We start from the raw sequence: 17,181 nt of genomic DNA on the forward strand, positions 1-17,181 counted from the left end.
GTTCCGTTGCCGTAAAAAATGCGCTAAACTAAAAAAAGACGCCCTACATATAGAAAGTGTTATTCAATCTTCACTCTATATATAGACGTTTCAGGCATTTTTAAACCTATTTATCTACAAGATATAGGTTATCACTAAATGCCGGAAAAATAAGCCCTTGCATTGAAATTCAGGTCAAACAAATTTGAAAAGGCGGACTACCGCCTTTTGAGATATATTGAGATAAGGAGTTTTAGTGATTATGAGTTCAAAAGAACTTTTAAAAAAATATGATCCATTTCACCTAGGAGAAGGAAATTATCCGACGGAAATGTCTGCTATACTAAGCTTACTGACGGTTCATGATCAAATAAGCCCGCTTGCGGAAGCAATCGGGAGCGTTTTTGAAGAATCATTTGATGAACGACCGGATCAGCAGGAATTGATTTTACTCGCAACGAACTTACTTTTATGTGAAGCTTCGTGTGAACTTTGAAAGGAGACTGATTATGCAAGTTGACTACACGCCTAACCCGAACTCAGTAAAAATCACCCTCGACGGAGACCGTTTCGGTGCCAAGAGCACCAGCGTCAAAAAAGGGGATACACCGGAAGATGCTTTGCTCGCATCACTCATCACGATTGACGGCATCGATAATCTATTTGCATACGGTGATTTCGTCACCGTCACAAAAGAAGCTGACGCTGAATGGAATGACTTACTTCCGACAATCGAAGAAAAAATGTAAATATCTCACAAGGACACCTGAATTTCAAGGGTGTCTTTGTTCTAAGGAGACGACTTAAATGCCGATGGTCTCAGTCATCATCCCCACATATAACAGATTGCGTGAGTTGCGCGAAGCACTGACCGCACTGACAAAACAAATCTATCAGGATTTTGAAGTCATCATCTTAAACAATAACGGCGAGCCGCTGACTCCTGTCCTGACTGACTTTCAGGACAAACTGACAATCACGTCAATCGATTTGCCGGAAAACCACCATGTCCGGGCACGAAATCACGGTGTCTCGTTAGCAACAGGAAAGTATATCCTTCTCCACGACGACGACGATTTATTGTTGCCTTCACATATCGAGGAAGTTGTCGGCGATCTTGAGGCCGGTGCGGACTTGACGTACGTCGATGCCGAACTGTTCACTTACGAGTGGCAACAGGACCGGCGTGTCGTAAAAACGACGGAACCTTTTGCTTATCCGTATGACCGGGAAGCGATGAAAGAGGATTCGACCTATATCCCGTCCGGTTCCCTCTATCGCAAGTCACTTCATGAAAAACTTGGTTTATTTGATGAAGACGTCTTCAACTATTGGGATTGGGACTGGATTTTGCGTGTCGGACAGGATCATCTCGTTCTGCACCCGGCCCGGGCAACCGTCCTGTATGCGTTTAATCCTGCGGGCAACCACCAATCGGCTAAGCAGGATGCGTCGCGTCGCGTCTATTTTGACCGACTCGTCGAAAAGCATCATCTCCCGACAACTGATATGAAAAATTTCCACATCGTACAAGAGGAACGTCGCTCCCGGCTACGCGAGACACGCCGGACGTTCCATGGCAACCTGACAGAAAGCGAGTGATGATTGTGTACACAGACAAACAACTAGAACTACTGGAATTATTGACGCAGAATGGACCGGTCGATCCTGTCTTAGCTGCTCAAATGCTTAATTTGACAGAGGAAGAGGTGTCATCTTCACTCGAGACGTTTAAACAAGACGGGGTCCTGCTCGGTTATACAGCCGTTATCGACTGGCAAAAAATCCATGCTCACCATGGCGTGACCGCTTTCATCGATGTCAAAGTGACACCGAAACGGGGACGCGGCTTTGATGAGGTCGCAGAACGCATCCACCGCTTCCCGGAAGTGACGTCACTCTATTTGATGTCAGGAGCATACGATTTACAAGTCGTCCTTGACGGAAAATCCCTGCAGGAAGTATCACAGTTCGTCTCAGAAAAATTATCGACACTCGATTCTGTCATTTCGACGACAACCCATTTCCGTCTCAAAACGTATAAACATGACGGCGTTTTATTCAGCCAGGATGACGGGGACAAACGATTGAAGGTGTCTCCATGAAACATTTATCTGAACGTGTCGAACGATTGGCCCCTTCCGGTATCCGGCGTTTTTTTGATTTAGCCGGTTCGATGGAAGATGTCATCTCGCTTGGTGTCGGCGAACCTGATTTTGTCACCCCCTGGAATGTCCGGGAAGCCAGTTTCGCTGCGCTCGAACAAGGTTATACGGCATACAGTGCCAATGCCGGATTAGTCGAATTACGCCAGGAGATCCGTTTGTACATGCAAGAAAAATTTTCGATTGACTATCAGGTCGCGGACGAAATCATCGTCACGACCGGTGCTTCGGAAGGACTCGATTTAGCCTTTCGGACGTTGATCAATCCGGGAGACGAAGTCATCGTCGTTGAACCGGCCTTCGTCTCGTATGCTCCATTGATTGAACTGGCAGGCGGTATTCCTGTCGCGGCAGCCTGTCGTGCAGAAGACGGATTTACGATTCAGCCGGAAACGATTGAAGCGGTCATCACAGACCGGACAAAAGCGATCATCTTTTGTTTCCCGTCCAATCCGACCGGTTCCGTCATGACACGCGATCAATTGGCCGATCTCGCGTTGCTTGCCAAGAAACATGATCTTTATGTCATCAGCGATGAAATCTACGCTGAACTTTCTTATGAAGACGAGCCGACTTGTTTTGCGACCCTTCCCGATATGCGGGAACGGACGATTGTCATCAACGGGTTTTCTAAAGCCTTTGCGATGACCGGTTGGCGGCTCGGTTTTACCTGTGCCCCGCCCGCTATCAGCCAGGCGATGCTGAAAGTTCATCAGTATGGCATGATGTGTGCCCCGACGCTCGTTCAGTTCGCCGGAATCGAAGCCTTACGTTCGCGTCATAAGACAGTTCCGGATATGGTCCGCAGTTACCGGCAACGGCGGAACTATTTCGTCAAAGCGTTAAATGACGCCGGACTGCCGACGCATTCACCGGGTGGGGCGTTCTATGCCTTCCCGTACATCGGCGGAACCGGTTTGACGAGTGAGGAATTCGCAGAGCAACTGTTGCTTGCGGAACGCGTCGCGGTCGTCCCCGGTTCTGTATTCGGTGCAAGTGGAGAAGGTTATGTCCGGGCCAGTTATGCCAGTTCGATCGAACAGCTCCAACAGGCGATTCACCGGATCAACCGTTTCATGCAACACTTGAATCAGAAACAGGTCGAACTATCGAATCCCTCACGATGATCTACACCAAAAGAAGCATCCATTCCAAATTGGGAAAGGATGCTTCTTTTTTAGTTACTCATCGACATGTAGGACGATAAACATCCGGTGGTCGTCTTCCGCATGATACGGCGATACCGGACCGAGTTGAGGGGCATAGACATCAATCCGGTACGGTGCTTCTTTAAACGACAGCGGTGTCTGTTCCTTAATGATTCGTCCGATTTCATCAGCCTGATCTTTGACGCTTCGTAAACTGTCAGTCCGCTCGATCGGAGCCTCGATGACGAATCCATCAATGCCTTCAATCCGGGCACAACGCAAGAACCGGCGTAACGACGGCAGTGACGCCCGAATATGCGCCTCGAGCGAGAGGCCGCTTTCATGGACGGGTGCACCCCAGAGACGTTCCGTATTGCCCGTTGCGCTTCGGAAGTGATCAATCGTCGCTTCTGTCACCGGATCACGTGTCAAAGCAAACCGTTTACGGTCACGATTCAGATTCTTCTCGTTTGTCCGGTCGATTTCTTTCAGGAGGTTGATTCCGAGGGGACGGGCCAACCGGAACAGTTCACGCTGGAGACGGGCGAGCGATGTCCCGATCGGAATGACGTCTTCCGTCTTTTTCGGCGGCTTGTCACCTTCATATCCGTTCATGACACGAGCGACCTGCCCCGTTTCATGAACAAGGCGGTAAAACGAACCTCGCACCTCGTCTTCGATCGTCCCGAGCTGTTGATGTTGCTGTGCCAAATCCGTCACGTATTGATTCGCAAGACAGGTCGAAATCATCAGGACATCGACCAGTTCCGCTTGAAACGACGACTCGTCTCCGGTTTCGAGCGCCTCCCCGACTTCACCGACCTCCTCAATCAAACGGGCTAATCCAGATAACGGGCGAAAATATCCTCCGAGCGCTCGAATCGTTTCATTAACCTTTTGTTGAAGAAGAATCATCTCCTGCATCGTCCTGCACCTCCGCCAGTCCCTTCACAAGCCGGTCTTCCGATTGTTCCTTAAATCGTTTCGTAAACTGTTGGTTCTTCCGCCATTCCCGAACAGCCAGTCCGCTCGCAACGGCGAGCGAGACGAGTAATCCCATTTCTTTTCGTTTCATCTGAATTCCTCCCCTTTTGAACGATACGTTCGTCTGACAAACATGATATGATGATGACATTCCATACATAGTAAGAGGTGTTGCTTATGTCGACTGAACGTTTGTGGCAATTAGCCCGTTTCATTGGCGTCATCCTTGCCATCTTTTTCACCGGTTGGCTGATCGTTCGCTTGTCTTCTTTCATGTACCCGTTCGTCTTTGCTTTTCTATTGGCTTTATTCAGTCGGCCGCTCGTCGACTTTTTCCAAAAACGACTTCGGATCAACCGCGGTTGGGGTGCTCTGCTGTCCATCATTTTAATGAGCGGTTTATTGATCGGCTCGCTCGTCTTGATCATCATGCAGTTGATTCGTGGACTTGTGTTTGTCGCCAATCAGCTGCCGGCACAAATCCAGGAGCTGAGTCTTTATTTCCAAAAACTCTACAACGAAAAGCTGGCACCGATTTGGAACGATGCGTCGGAAGCCCTTCGCTCACTTGAACCGTCACAACAAAATACGGTCCAAAACAGTATCCAGTCCCTCGGCAGTTCCCTTGCCAGTGCGATCGGTGAAGGCTCCAAAAGTGTCGCCGGGATGTTGCAGACGATTTTAGCGACATTACCCTCCATCGCGTTGATTTTAGTCATCGTCTTGCTCGCCTGGTTCTTCATCTCAAAAGACTGGCACAAGTACGAAATCAGATTGAAGCAATACGAAATGTTACCATGGTTCGCCCGTGCCGAATCGGTCGTCACGAGTCTCCGGTCCGCTTTGTTCGGTTATATCAAAGCGCAACTGACATTGATTACGATTACATTTTTCATCGTCCTGATCGGACTGTTGATCATCGGAGTCGAGCATCCGTTTGCGATCGCCTTTATCGCGGCATTTTTTGACATCTTACCCTATCTTGGAACCGGCTCCGTCTTTTTGCCTTGGATTGCCTATTCCATCATTACGGGAGATACGGGTCTTGCCATCGGTCTTGCGATTCTTTACGGAATCGTCATCTTACAACGCAATATCATGGAACCTAAAATCGTCGGCGATAACATCGGTATTCAACCGATCACCGCCTTAATCGCCTTATTTGTCGGTATTCAGGTGTTCGGCGTCTTCGGATTGATTTTAGGTCCCTTGATTGCGGTCATCATCAAAGCGTTACACAACGCGAGGATTTTTCATTATCTTTGGGACTTTATCAAAGGATCACCTACACCATTTCGGTGAAGGTGATTTTTTTCGGTAATGCGGCATATAACGGAAATCCCATCGAATCAACCGGACGATCGTCCGGCACATAGACTGCCGGTAACGTGGCAGCAACTGCCAGGAGACAGGCATCGATCCAGTCGTCTGTCGCGACACCGCGCACATTTAGTTCCCAGTAAGCCGGACAACCGTACCGTCGCAACAGTTCTGCCCGCTCTGCCATTCCCTCGACCGTCCGTTTACTGTGACGTGCCGGATGACCGGTCAGGCGGGCAAAACAGACTTCCGGATGGGATTCCACCATGCCCGGTCGATAACAGTTCCGTACCTGTTGGATTTTCGGTAACAGATACCACGCTTGTTTGGAGAGACCGAAACCTGCCTGCTGCTTCGAATACTCGTTTGCTTCCGGATAACCGGCTTGCTCCAGTGCTGCACGCAACGGGGCATTAAAGACACTGCTCGTTCGGCCAGGCTTCAATTCTTCCCGTAACAACTGATCGACTGCCCGGCGTTTGTCTTCTTCCAGTCCAATCGGCATATCGATATAGGTCCGGGTTCCGCATTCGATTTCGTCGAGTGACGGAGCGACCGTCCAGGAAAACTGACCGTCTTGAATCGATACAGCCACCCATCCGGCTTTCGCCGCATCAATTCCGGTGACGTCCATTGGACTTCTCCCGCAGACTCTTAAGGAGCGATAAAATCGTAAAGACACCAAAAAAAGTCGCTGCCGCTAAAGAAATCTGTTCCCGTGCATCCAGGTACCAGACGATACTAACGATTGTCATTAAAATGAGGACGCTGTTGACGCGCATCATTTTTCGCGTTCGACGAAATGATACAGACTGCGGACCATGACACCGGTCGCCCCTTTTGGACCAAGTTCCGTCGCGGCTTTTTGTTCGGATGTTCCGGCGATATCAAGGTGGAGCCACGGGGTCTCACCGACAAATTCACCGACAAACGCACCACCGAAAATCATATGTCCCATCCGTCCCGGTGAGTTATTTAAGTCTGCGACGTCCGAGCGTCGGACCTGCTTGATGAACTGATCAACGTACGGCATCTGCCAGACCATTTCGTTTGTCTCTTGTGTCACGGCTTCAAATCGTTCGTACAGATCAGCATCATTCGTCAATGCCCCTGTGATTTCTGTTCCAAGTGCCACTAAGACTCCGCCTGTCAGCGTCGCAAGGTCAATGATCATCTTCGGCTTGTATTCTTTGGCGTAGGTGACGGCATCTGCCAGGACAAGGCGTCCTTCCGCATCGGTGTTCAGGATTTCAATCGTTTTTCCTGCCATTGACGTGATGACATCATCCGGTTTAAAAGCATCACCGGAAATCATGTTATCCGTCGCCGGAATGACTCCCAAGACGTTTACATTCGGTTTAAGCTGACCGAGGGCTTCAAACAATCCGAGGACGGCTGCGGCTCCTCCCATATCCCCTTTCATCCCGACGATTCCGTCTTTTGGTTTAATCGAGTAACCGCCTGTATCGAAAGTCACACCTTTTCCGACGACGGCAATCGGAGCCTCGTCGCCTGCTCCTTTGTATTCAAGGACAATCAGTTTCGGTGGAATTGTCGACCCTTGATTGACGGCAAGCAATGCACCCATCCCGAGCGCTTCCATATCTGTTTTTTCAAGAATCTTCAAATCATGCCCGTGACGCTCGGCAATAAAGCGGGCTTCATCCGCCAAAGCAGGTGCAGTCAACAGGTTACCCGGCATCGTGACGAGACGGCGCGCGAGATTCGTCGCTTGCGCAAGTGCTTCCCCACGTACAACATCCTGATCTCCCGCGTCTGACCAGATTGTTAAATCCAGATCATATGTGCCCCGCGTGTTTGTTTTATAATGTTTGACTTCATATGTAGCTAAGCCAAACGTCTCAGCAATCAGTTCGACCGGTTGACCCGGGAAAGTCGTCGCATCAATCGTCACTTTGGATAACTGGCGTGCTTTCAAGAACTGAGCTGCTTTTCCGAATAATCGGCGAAGGCTGTCTGTCGTAAGTCCTTCGGCTTTCCCAAGACCGACGAACAACACACGTTCCACGGTTCCAGTCAGTGTCGGCAACAAGCGGAGTTCTCCTTGTTTCGTTGAGATATCCCCTCGGCGTACCCATTCATCCAAACGATCCGGATAAAGTGACCGGATCCGTTCCTCGACCGGCTGGTTTCCTGAAATACCGACAACGAGTACTTCGACATGAGCTTGTGGATCTACTTGATTCCATCGCATATTCAAATCCCCCTTTAGTGATACATATTAGTATGAAGTGTTTAATCCAATTTTCCAACTGATAGCCTCCGAGACAAATGAAACCGTTCTCAAAGAAGACGTTCTTTAATTTGTCGATTTGAAGCGTTTCAAACAATTGTTGCCTGTTTCACAATATGATAGGATTAAACAGGTGAAAAGGACAGGCACTTCTATTTTAACGGTCATTTGGCAACGACAGAAATGTCTACGTTTTCATTCAAAGGGAGAGTCCGCAAGCGACCCGTTAAGAGAGATGCGTTTATGGGTATCTATAGATAGCAAAGAAATGACGTCGCTGCGGCGAAAAAACTTACTGAAAAGAGGGTAATGCACATGGCACAGCACATCAAAGGAATTGGCGCTTCTGCAGGGATTGCGATTGCAAAGGCATTCGTAATGGAAACACCTGTCTTTGACATTCCAACGAATAAAATCGAGGACTCGGCAGCAGAAAAGGAACGTTTCCAAGCCGCCATCGTTAAGTCGAAGGGTGAACTTGAAATCATCCGTGAAAACACATTAAAAGAACTCGGTGCAGACAAAGCGGAAATCTTCTCAGCTCACCTCTTGATCTTGGAAGACCCGGAAATCGTCAGCCAAGTCAACGCAAAAATTGACGATGAGAAGACCAATGCAGCCCAAGCACTCGATGAAGTGTCACAGATGATGGTCATGATTTTTGAATCCATGGATAACGAATACATGCGTGAGCGTGCAGCCGATGTCCGTGACGTTACAAAACGGACGATGGCCCACTTGCTCGGTATCACATTCGTTACACCGGCTCAAATCAATGAAGAAGTCATCATCATTGCAGAAGATTTAACACCTTCAGATACAGCACAACTCAACCGGAAGTATGCAAAAGGATTTGCTACGAACATCGGTGGACGGACTTCGCACTCGGCGATCATGTCCCGTTCTCTTGAAATTCCGGCTGTCGTCGGAACAAAAGTCGTCTTGACGGAAGTCAAACACGGTGATTTCTTGATTCTTGACGGTACAGAGGGTGACGTCATCGTCAACCCTTCAAGCGAACAAATCGCAGAGTATGAAGAAAAACGTTCAGCGTATATCGCTCAAAAAGAAGAGTGGAAAAAACTAAAAAACGAAAAAACAGTTACAGCAGACGGTCATCACGTCGAGCTCGCAGCGAACATCGGAACACCAAACGATGTAAAAGGCGTTCTCGAGAATGGTGCGGAAGCAGTCGGATTATACCGGACAGAGTTCCTTTACATGGACGCTGAAACGTTCCCGACGGAAGACGAGCAATTCACGGCTTACAAAACGGTTCTCGAATCGATGGGCGATAAAAAAGTTGTCATCCGGACACTCGATATCGGCGGCGACAAAGAGTTGTCTTACCTCGACCTCCCGCATGAGATGAACCCGTTCCTCGGCTACCGTGCAATCCGTCTTTGCCTGGACCAAACAGATCTCTTCCGGACACAGCTCCGTGCCCTTCTCCGGGCAAGCGCGTACGGAAAACTTGCTGTCATGTTCCCGATGATCGCGACACTCGAAGAATTCCGTGCAGCAAAAGCGCTTCTCTTGGAAGAAAAAGCAAACCTTCAAGCAGAAGGCGTGACGGTTTCTGAAGACATCGAAGTTGGTATGATGGTCGAGATTCCATCAACAGCTGTCATGGCGAAACAATTCGCGAAAGAAGTCGACTTCTTCTCAGTCGGAACAAACGACTTGATTCAATACACGATGGCAGCTGACCGGATGAATGAGAAAGTTTCATATCTCTACCAACCGTTCAACCCGGCCATCTTGAACCTCTTAAACAACGTCATCACAGAAGCACACAAAGCAGGCAAATGGGTCGGCATGTGTGGTGAGATGGCTGGAGAAGAACTCGCGCTTCCAATCCTTCTCGGACTCGGACTCGACGAATTCTCAATGTCAGCTTCTTCCGTCCTTCGTGCACGCAGCTTAATGACGCGCTTGAACAAAGCAGAATGTGAAGCAGTCGTTGAACAAGTACTCGATATGGATACAGCGGAAGATGTCGTTAACTTCCTCAGCACAACATTCGATATCAAAAAATAAGGTTTTTCAGACACGTCCCGTCTCGGGGCGTGTTTTTTTGTCTCGTTAACAAAGTATCCCCTTTTCCTTTACTTTGTGCGGGAAATCGGATTATCCTACGTCGAAATCATTCCTCTCTGTACTCGCTTTTCTCAGGCGAGACACAAGCCAGTTTTCCTGCCCCGTGTGGGCAGAAAAGCGGGTCTTGTTTGTCTCTGACAGCGCAGTTTGCACTTGCGCTTTTTCCTGCAGGAGTCTCGTGCATTGAATGATTTCGAACAACAAAAAAGGAAAGCGGATTTTGACATCCACTTTCCTCTCGTCTGTTAATGTTTATCTAAATCGCTTTAACTACACATTATGCTTGTTTTGCTTTTGGTCGTTCGCCTTGTCCTTCTTTTAACGTCGGACGTTCATTCCCCATCAGGAACACAAAGATGACACCGAGTACTGCTGGAATCAAAGCCCACAGGTAGACGGATGAAATCGATTCGGCAAGTGATGACTTGATGGCATTCGCTACTTCCGGCGGCATCTTCGCAAGGGCCGAAGCCGTCGGGAATTGTCCGCCATCCGGTGCATTGCCATTTGGCAACTGTTCACTGATCGTCGATGAGAATGTCCGCGACTGGACAATACCAAGAACTGTTACCCCGAGCGTCATTCCGATGGTCCGGAACGTCGATCCCATCGATGTGGCAGCACCGCGCCGTTGCATCTCAATTCCGTTGATACTCGCCAGGTTGAGTAACGAGAAACTGAATCCGACACCAAACCCTAAAATGATCATATAGATCGTGATGGCTGTTCTTGATGTTTCAAGCGACATCGTACTCAAGAGATAAACGCCTAATAAGAAGAAAACAGCTGAAACGAGCATGACATTCCGGAATCCGTATTTATTCGGTAGACGTCCACCGAGTTGGGCCGAAACGACGGATGCAATCAACATCGGCATCAAGATCAGACCCGAATTGGTCGCGCTACCACCAAACACACCTTGGACAAAAATCGGAATAAAGACACTGGCGGAGATAAAGACAAAGCCATAGAAGAAGGCTACGCCTTGTGTCGCCGCAAACAATTGCCGTCTAAATAAGCTGAACGTGATGACCGGATCAGCTGCCCGGCGTTCGATGAAGCCAAAGACGATGAAGGCAACAAGTGCTGCTCCAAACAAACCGAGGATTTGCGGTGAGTTCCACGCATAATCTTTTCCGCCCATTTCAAGTGCCAGCAGGAATAGGACAAGTCCGGCAACCAACGTCACCGCTCCGGCATAATCGATTTTTTGTGTCCGGTGAACCGGTGACTCCTTGTAAAACAGTGAAACGAGTGTTAACGCCAAAATCCCTAATGGAATATTGATATAGAAGACCCAGCGCCAATTGATGGCATCCGTTAAGACGGCACCAAGTAACGGACCAAAGATACTTGAAATTCCGAAGACGGCCCCAAACAATCCGCTGACTTTCCCCCGTTTTTCCGGTGGAAAAATATCAAAAATAATCGTAAAGGCGATTGGCATTAAAGCACCGCCGCCAAGACCTTGAACGGCACGATATACGGATAGTTCCACGATCGAGTCGGCCATTCCGCAAAGAATACTTCCTGCGATAAACAGTAACATTCCAAATAAGAAGAATCGTTTCCGACCATACATGTCACTCAATTTACCAAAAATCGGCATCCCGGCCACAGTCGCAATCATGTAGGCCGATGTGACCCATGCATATTGATCAAAGCCGTTTAATTCACTGACGATTGTCGGCATTGCTGTTGCAACGATGGTATTATCCATTGCCGCTACCAAAATCCCGATCAATAACCCTAACACGACATAGCGTGTTTTTGTCGAAGTCGTAGCCATCGACTCACCTCTTTCTTTTCAAAAAAATAGCTAATCTTCATAATAGCTTATTCATTGTATCATCGTATGTGCAAAATCTCACTGTTAAATGTTCGCTGCATATAAAAAAACACGATTCCAAAAACGGAATCGTGTTCATCGTACCGCTCATTATTTAATGTCATACGAAATCTTTTCACCGGCTTCGACTGTTTTTCCAACATCGACCGAGACTTTCCGGTCGCCGCTGTTCGTGACGATGATTGGCGTGAGTAACGATGGAACAAGTGGCCGGATTTGTTCTAGATCAACATTTAATAATGGTGATCCCGGTTCGACCCGATCCCCGGCTTTCGCGAGTGCTTCGAATCCTTTTCCTTCAAGCGAGACGGTATCGATTCCGATATGAATTAAAATTTCGTCTCCATTATCAGCAAGGATGCCAATCGCGTGTTTCGTCGGGAAGAACGTCGTGATTTCACCGGATACAGGAGAAACGACATATCCTTCTGTCGGCTCAATCGCATAACCGTCACCCATCATCCGTCCAGAGAAAACCTGATCCGGTACGTCATCAAGTGAACGAATCACACCGCTCAGTGGCGAAACATATCCTTCAACCGGTACATATGCTCCATCTTTACCGGCTAAGTCAGAGCGGTCATCCGTCCGCGCTTCCGCTCCTGTTGGCACTTGTGGAATCGGATCAGCTTCCGGCTTAGCCGGCGGTTGATAGTTCGGGTCGTTCATAATTTCTGCCATTTCGGTCTTGATGCCATCCGACTTCGGACCAAAGATTGCCTGGACGTTATCCCCTACTTCGAGGACACCGGCAGCACCGAGTTGTTTCAAGCGCTCTTTGTTGACCCCAGATTTATCATTGACGGTAATCCGGAGTCGTGTGATACAAGCATCCAAGTGTTTGATATTCGCGGGTCCACCAAACGCTTGAAGAATTTCATACGGCAATTCACCGGCTGTCGCACCGGCTGTTGCTGCACCTTCCTGAATCGCTTCGCGTCCAGGAATCTTCAAATCAAATTTCTTGATGACGAAACGGAAACCAAAGTAATAAATGACCGCGAAGACGAGACCTACCGGAATGACGAGCCACCAGGAAGTCCGGTTTGGTAAAATACCGAACAACGTATAGTCAATCAATCCTCCGGAGAAGGTCATCCCGATTTTGACATTCAGGATGTCCATGATCATAAAGGATAATCCGGCAAAAACAGCATGGACTGCAAACAATAACGGTGCAACGAATACGAACGAAAACTCAACAGGTTCAGTGATCCCTGTCAGGAAAGAAGTCAGGGCAGCCGAGAAATATAACCCTTCAACTGCTTTTCGGCGATCTTTCGCAACCGTATGATACATCGCAAGACAGGCAGCAGGAAGTCCAAACATCATGAACGGATATTTTCCCGTCATATACGTTCCGGCTGTAAATGGAACACCATCTTTTAACTGGGCGAAGAAGATCCGCTGATCCCCGTTGACGAGATTACCGGCTTTATCGGTGTATTCACCGAACTGGAACCAGAAACTTGAATACCAAATATGGTGGAGACCAAACGGAATGAGGGAACGTTCGACTAATCCAAAAATGAAGGCAGATAACGTTTCGTTTGATTCGATGATGGTTTTCGAGAACGTGTTGATTCCTGTCCCGATTGGTGGCCAAATATAAGACAGTGCAAAACCAGCGACTAAACTGAATAGCGCTGTAGCAATTGGTACAAATCGTTTACCGGCAAAGAATCCAAGGAAATCCGGAAGTTTAATCTTAAAGAATTTATTATAGCTGTACGCCGCAATCAATCCGGCGATGATCCCTCCGAATACCCCCATTTGCAGGGTCGGTATCCCTAACACGGTGGCATACGATAAATCACTCGACTTTTGTGCTTCTGTAATCTTTTCAGGTGTAATCTGTAAAAATGAGCTGATAACTTTGTTCATGATCAAAAATCCGACAATCGCAGCTAACCCGGCGACCCCTTCACCATTCGCAAGGCCAATCGCAACCCCGACGGCAAACAGTAATCCTAAATTGGCAAAGATGATGTCCCCTGCATCTTGCATGACCCGCCAAATGACCACTAGTGCATCATTTTCGAGAAACGGAAGATACTGCGTCAGGTTCGGGTTTTGAAACGCCGTACCAAACGCCAGGAGCAGCCCCGCTGCCGGTAGGATTGCGACCGGTAACATCAGCGCTTTACCGATCCGTTGCAATACACCGAACACGTTTTTCCACATCAGTGATTTCCCTCCTTTTTTTGACCAAACTACTTACTTCATACCCTTAATGTTTCTTCCACAAAACTATTTCCTTCATGTTTCTTTCCACAAAAAAAGAGCCTTCCCAAATCGGGAAAGCTCTTTTACTCATTAGACTGATTTTTCTTGTTTACGTGATGCGATGACAGCTTGAATTTCAGATTTAATGTTATCTGATTTCGGTCCGTAGATCGCTTGAACGTTGTTACCAACTTCAAGAACTCCTGCAGCACCTAATTTTTTCAATTCATTTTTGTCAACTTTTGATTTATCAAGGACTTCAACACGAAGACGTGTGATACATGCGTCCAGGTGTTTAATGTTTGATTCAGAACCAAGTGCATCAAGAATACCTGCTGCGAGTTCAGAACCTTGTGCCATTGATGTCTCTTGAACTTCGTCTTCACGACCCGGTGTTTTCAAGTTGAACTTGCGGATTGCGAAACGGAATCCGACGTAGTAAACAACTGCAAGAACAAGACCGACGACGATGACGAGCCACCACTGCGTGCGTCCTGGAAGGACACCGAAGAGAAGGAAGTCAATCAATCCACCTGAGAATGTCATACCGATTTTAACGTTCAAGAGTTGCATTGTCATGAACGAAAGACCTGCGAAGACTGCGTGAACTGCGAACAAGATTGGAGCAACGAATAAGAATGCGAATTCGATTGGCTCTGTGATACCTGTCAAGAATGCTGTAAGTGCTGCTGATCCAAGAAGACCACCAACGATTGCGCGACGCTCTGGGCGTGCTTCATGGTACATAGCAAGTGCTGCTGCCGGAAGACCGAACATCATGAACGGGAATTTACCAGTCATGAATGTACCAGCTGTCAAGGCAACGTTATCTTTTAACTGAGCGAAGAAGATCGCTTGGTCACCGTGAACAACTGTACCGGCTTTGTTCGTGTATGAACCGAACTCGAACCAGAATGGTGCGTAGAAGATGTGGTGAAGACCAAATGGAATCAATGAACGTTCAATGAGACCAAAGACGAATGCTGCAAGTGTTGGGTTTTTCTCCATCATGAAGTGGGAGAATGTGTTCAACCCGTCTTGAGCGAACGGCCAAACGAAAACAAGTACAAGACCTGCAAATAATGAAACAACTGCTGTAACGATTGGAACAAAACGTTTTCCTGCGAAGAATCCGAGGAATTGCGGCAATTCGAGATTATGATACTTCCCGTATGCCCAGGCTGCGATTAAACCGATGATGATACCACCGAAAACACCTGTTTGAAGTGTCGGGATACCGAGTACGTTTGCGTATCCTTGTCCGTTAGCAACCATTTCTGGTGTAACGCCGAGCCAAACGCTCATTGTTTTGTTCATGATCAGGAATCCGACGATGGCAGCAAGTCCGGCAGCGCCGTCTCCTGCTAATCCGATCGCGACACCGACCGCGAATAAGAGTGCTAAGTTACCGAAGATGATATCCCCGGCTGCTTCCATCAATTTTGCAACCTTGATGATTGCATCATTTTTTAAGAACTCGAGTTTTGACGTCAAGTTCGGATTTTGCATCGCGTTACCGAATCCAAGTAAGATCCCGGCAGCAGGCAAAATCGCAACAGGAAGCATCAACGCTTTACCGACACGTTGAAGAACAGCAAAAATCTGTTTGAACATGTGTGTTTCCTCCTTTTGATGTACGAGCTAAGAATAAGGAATAATACCAATGACAGGTCGAAAAAAGTCAGACATCTGACCGATTTTTACAGAAAAAAATCAGGCACAAGCGGATTGTAGACAAAATACACTTATCCCGTAAAAATAGAAACGGAAATAAATCATCTTGCCCGACATCCCACTCATGCCTGATCGTATCAGTAACACGTAGTCCGTGCGGTCATTTACCTAAATCGTACTGCACTAAGCGTTGCAGATGCATCGTAAGATACGTCGCTTCGCCGCGCGGTACCGCTTTCTTCAACTGACGTTCCATGATGGACATCAGCTCCCAAGCAGTATCATAGCACAGCGGATATTCTTCGCGCAATAGCTTTTCTACTTTTTCTGGCGCCTCTAGGTACTCCCCATTGGAAACCCTTTCAATCGCCGATCGTAAGTGCCGGATTAAACGCTTGTAATCCAGTGATTTCCGGTCGATTTTAATCTGTAACCGTTGTTCGATATGACTCGCAATTAATCCAACCAATTGATGGTGCCGGTTGACTTCGAGTACATCTTTGAAGTTCGTCGCCGAATGAATATGAAGGGCAATAAATCCGGTTTCAGCCGGCGGTAAATAAAAATTCATCTCGGCGCTGATGAATTCAACGATTTCTTCAGCTAAAGCATACTCTTCCGGATACAAGGCTTCGGTTTCAGCAAGAAACGGATTCGTCACTTCCATCCCTTGTTCAAGTCGCTTGAATGTAAACGTCAAGTGATCCGTCAAACCGATGTGAATATGTTCATCCACCCGTTTTCCGAATCGCGTTTCAATCATTGAAACGATTTCATTCATCAAGGCGATGAAGTTTTCATCCAAATGTCCGACAAGTGCTTTGTACTGCGCCTGTTCGTCTTTATCCTTTAACGTATACACTTTTTCTAATTTATCAAGATCCGTTAGTTGATCGCCTGGCTTCCGACCGAAGCCAATCCCTTTTGCGAGGATAATGACTTCCTGGTTGGCACCAGTCGAACAAATGACGACATTATTATTCAAGACTTTGATAACGTGGTACATTTGTTTATCCATTCGCTCTCAACCCTATCTGCTCTTACACATTTTTTAAAAGACACTGTTTTCATTATAACGTGTTTTCACATACTAAAAAAGCCTACTCACTCAAGTAGACTTTAAAACATTTGGTAACCGCTCTTACGCAGGAAGCGAATCGACATCCCGGCGATGATGATTCCGGCAAGACCGGCTACGAACATCGTGATGTCTGCCGTCTGCAGACCCATGATACGTTCCCCAAGTTTCGGAATCGCTTCACGCGCACTCGTGAAATAATCCAGTGTCGACTGGTTATCAATCATCATGATGATGATGATCGGATACAGGACAAGCATGATCCACGTACTGCGTAATAACATGTTTAAGATAAAACCGATACTAAAGAACATGACGAGATAAAGAACGCTCCCGATCACGGCTTGAATGATATGCATAATGTTCCCCCTTTAAATCTCTTTTAGTATAACCGACAAAAAAGG

16 protein-coding genes and 1 pseudogene are annotated in these 17,181 nt (G+C 47.5%); 7 read left to right on the top strand and 10 right to left on the bottom strand.

From position 1 onward, the window contains the following. Positions 1 to 241: 241 nt before the first annotated feature. The 5 genes from HNY42_RS13225 to HNY42_RS13245 are packed head-to-tail and all read left to right on the top strand — an operon-like array spanning position 242 to position 3,271. The gene (locus HNY42_RS13225) at positions 242 to 475 is read left to right on the top strand and encodes a DUF1871 family protein (RefSeq protein ID WP_188004623.1); all 234 of its coding nucleotides are present in this window, start codon (positions 242 to 244) and stop codon (positions 473 to 475) included. Positions 476 to 488: 13 nt separating this feature from the next. Continuing rightward, positions 489 to 728 (top strand): NifU N-terminal domain-containing protein, encoded by a 240-nt coding sequence (locus HNY42_RS13230; RefSeq protein WP_026827667.1) that lies wholly within the window; start codon positions 489 to 491, stop codon positions 726 to 728. 58 nt (positions 729 to 786) lie between these two features. After that, positions 787 to 1,581: a glycosyltransferase family 2 protein gene (locus HNY42_RS13235; RefSeq protein ID WP_131502126.1), complete on the top strand. Its 795-nt coding sequence runs from the start codon at positions 787 to 789 to the stop codon at positions 1,579 to 1,581. Continuing rightward, complete coding sequence (locus tag HNY42_RS13240) at positions 1,581 to 2,084, top strand: Lrp/AsnC family transcriptional regulator (RefSeq protein WP_131502127.1); 504 nt, start codon at positions 1,581 to 1,583, stop codon at positions 2,082 to 2,084. The genes HNY42_RS13235 and HNY42_RS13240 overlap by 1 nt, the downstream gene beginning before the upstream one ends. Then, entirely contained in the window at positions 2,081 to 3,271 is a 1,191-nt protein-coding gene (locus HNY42_RS13245; protein WP_131972362.1) for an aminotransferase, read from the top strand. Before HNY42_RS13240 ends, HNY42_RS13245 begins: the two co-directional genes overlap by 4 nt. A gap of 54 nt (positions 3,272 to 3,325) precedes the next feature. Here HNY42_RS13245 and HNY42_RS13250 read toward each other — a convergent pair whose 3' ends face one another. Both HNY42_RS13250 and HNY42_RS13255 read right to left on the bottom strand, forming a co-directional pair. Beyond that, a complete protein-coding gene (locus HNY42_RS13250; RefSeq protein ID WP_255508352.1) occupies positions 3,326 to 4,216 on the bottom strand; it encodes a MazG nucleotide pyrophosphohydrolase domain-containing protein in 891 nt (296 codons plus the stop codon). Beyond that, positions 4,182 to 4,367: a hypothetical protein gene (locus tag HNY42_RS13255; RefSeq protein ID WP_131502129.1), complete on the bottom strand. Its 186-nt coding sequence runs from the start codon at positions 4,365 to 4,367 to the stop codon at positions 4,182 to 4,184. The genes HNY42_RS13250 and HNY42_RS13255 overlap by 35 nt, the downstream gene beginning before the upstream one ends. Positions 4,368 to 4,453: 86 nt before the next feature. On the opposite strand from HNY42_RS13255, the gene ytvI reads away from it, so the two are divergent. Next, a complete protein-coding gene (ytvI, locus tag HNY42_RS13260; protein ID WP_131502130.1) occupies positions 4,454 to 5,578 on the top strand; it encodes a sporulation integral membrane protein YtvI in 1,125 nt (374 codons plus the stop codon). Here the strand turns inward: ytvI and HNY42_RS13265 are convergent. From HNY42_RS13265 to HNY42_RS13275, 3 genes are read right to left on the bottom strand one after another with little or no spacing between them, the layout of a single operon-like run. Beyond that, positions 5,562 to 6,230: a DUF429 domain-containing protein gene (locus tag HNY42_RS13265; RefSeq protein WP_131502131.1), complete on the bottom strand. Its 669-nt coding sequence runs from the start codon at positions 6,228 to 6,230 to the stop codon at positions 5,562 to 5,564. The genes ytvI and HNY42_RS13265 overlap by 17 nt on opposite strands. Beyond that, positions 6,211 to 6,351, bottom strand: coding sequence for a hypothetical protein (locus tag HNY42_RS13270; RefSeq protein ID WP_165871605.1), 141 nt, complete (start codon positions 6,349 to 6,351; stop codon positions 6,211 to 6,213). The genes HNY42_RS13265 and HNY42_RS13270 overlap by 20 nt, the downstream gene beginning before the upstream one ends. A 26-nt stretch (positions 6,352 to 6,377) precedes the next feature. Then, positions 6,378 to 7,811 carry a leucyl aminopeptidase gene (locus tag HNY42_RS13275; RefSeq protein ID WP_131972360.1) on the bottom strand — a complete coding sequence of 478 codons (1,434 nt, stop codon included), beginning with the start codon at positions 7,809 to 7,811 and terminating at the stop codon, positions 6,378 to 6,380. A gap of 354 nt (positions 7,812 to 8,165) precedes the next feature. Between HNY42_RS13275 and ptsP the strand changes: the two genes are divergently transcribed. Further along, entirely contained in the window at positions 8,166 to 9,890 is a 1,725-nt protein-coding gene (gene ptsP / locus HNY42_RS13280) for a phosphoenolpyruvate--protein phosphotransferase (RefSeq protein ID WP_188004624.1), read from the top strand. Positions 9,891 to 10,227: 337 nt separating this feature from the next. Here ptsP and HNY42_RS13285 read toward each other — a convergent pair whose 3' ends face one another. From HNY42_RS13285 to HNY42_RS13305, 5 genes and pseudogenes are all read right to left on the bottom strand, one after another. After that, positions 10,228 to 11,739 (bottom strand): MDR family MFS transporter, encoded by a 1,512-nt coding sequence (locus tag HNY42_RS13285; protein WP_188004625.1) that lies wholly within the window; start codon positions 11,737 to 11,739, stop codon positions 10,228 to 10,230. Positions 11,740 to 11,889: 150 nt separating this feature from the next. Then, complete coding sequence (gene ptsG, locus HNY42_RS13290) at positions 11,890 to 13,983, bottom strand: glucose-specific PTS transporter subunit IIBC (RefSeq protein ID WP_188004626.1); 2,094 nt, start codon at positions 13,981 to 13,983, stop codon at positions 11,890 to 11,892. A 153-nt stretch (positions 13,984 to 14,136) separates the two neighbouring features. Beyond that, positions 14,137 to 15,639: pseudogene (ptsG, locus tag HNY42_RS13295) on the bottom strand (glucose-specific PTS transporter subunit IIBC); the annotation flags it as partial. 220 nt (positions 15,640 to 15,859) lie between these two features. Next, positions 15,860 to 16,717 (bottom strand): glucose PTS transporter transcription antiterminator GlcT, encoded by an 858-nt coding sequence (gene glcT / locus HNY42_RS13300; protein WP_012371178.1) that lies wholly within the window; start codon positions 16,715 to 16,717, stop codon positions 15,860 to 15,862. 101 nt (positions 16,718 to 16,818) lie between these two features. Beyond that, positions 16,819 to 17,136: a YuiB family protein gene (locus HNY42_RS13305; RefSeq protein WP_131502137.1), complete on the bottom strand. Its 318-nt coding sequence runs from the start codon at positions 17,134 to 17,136 to the stop codon at positions 16,819 to 16,821. Positions 17,137 to 17,181 lie beyond the last annotated feature (45 nt).

The sequence above is a fragment of the Exiguobacterium sp. Helios genome, assembly GCF_014524545.1.
Taxonomy (GTDB): domain Bacteria; phylum Bacillota; class Bacilli; order Exiguobacteriales; family Exiguobacteriaceae; genus Exiguobacterium_A.

Coding starts and splice junctions, on each gene's coding strand:
- HNY42_RS13270 (WP_165871605.1), bottom strand. CDS start 6,351: ATGACAATCGTTAGTATCGTCTGGTACCTGGATGCACGGGAACAGATT.
- HNY42_RS13265 (WP_131502131.1), bottom strand. CDS start 6,230: ATGGACGTCACCGGAATTGATGCGGCGAAAGCCGGATGGGTGGCTGTA.
- HNY42_RS13235 (WP_131502126.1), top strand. CDS start 787: ATGCCGATGGTCTCAGTCATCATCCCCACATATAACAGATTGCGTGAG.
- ptsP (WP_188004624.1), top strand. CDS start 8,166: ATGGCACAGCACATCAAAGGAATTGGCGCTTCTGCAGGGATTGCGATT.
- glcT (WP_012371178.1), bottom strand. CDS start 16,717: ATGGATAAACAAATGTACCACGTTATCAAAGTCTTGAATAATAATGTC.
- HNY42_RS13285 (WP_188004625.1), bottom strand. CDS start 11,739: ATGGCTACGACTTCGACAAAAACACGCTATGTCGTGTTAGGGTTATTG.
- HNY42_RS13240 (WP_131502127.1), top strand. CDS start 1,581: ATGATTGTGTACACAGACAAACAACTAGAACTACTGGAATTATTGACG.
- HNY42_RS13275 (WP_131972360.1), bottom strand. CDS start 7,811: ATGCGATGGAATCAAGTAGATCCACAAGCTCATGTCGAAGTACTCGTT.
- HNY42_RS13245 (WP_131972362.1), top strand. CDS start 2,081: ATGAAACATTTATCTGAACGTGTCGAACGATTGGCCCCTTCCGGTATC.
- HNY42_RS13250 (WP_255508352.1), bottom strand. CDS start 4,216: ATGCAGGAGATGATTCTTCTTCAACAAAAGGTTAATGAAACGATTCGA.
- HNY42_RS13225 (WP_188004623.1), top strand. CDS start 242: ATGAGTTCAAAAGAACTTTTAAAAAAATATGATCCATTTCACCTAGGA.
- ptsG (WP_188004626.1), bottom strand. CDS start 13,983: ATGTGGAAAAACGTGTTCGGTGTATTGCAACGGATCGGTAAAGCGCTG.
- HNY42_RS13230 (WP_026827667.1), top strand. CDS start 489: ATGCAAGTTGACTACACGCCTAACCCGAACTCAGTAAAAATCACCCTC.
- ytvI (WP_131502130.1), top strand. CDS start 4,454: ATGTCGACTGAACGTTTGTGGCAATTAGCCCGTTTCATTGGCGTCATC.
- HNY42_RS13255 (WP_131502129.1), bottom strand. CDS start 4,367: ATGAAACGAAAAGAAATGGGATTACTCGTCTCGCTCGCCGTTGCGAGC.
- HNY42_RS13305 (WP_131502137.1), bottom strand. CDS start 17,136: ATGCATATCATTCAAGCCGTGATCGGGAGCGTTCTTTATCTCGTCATG.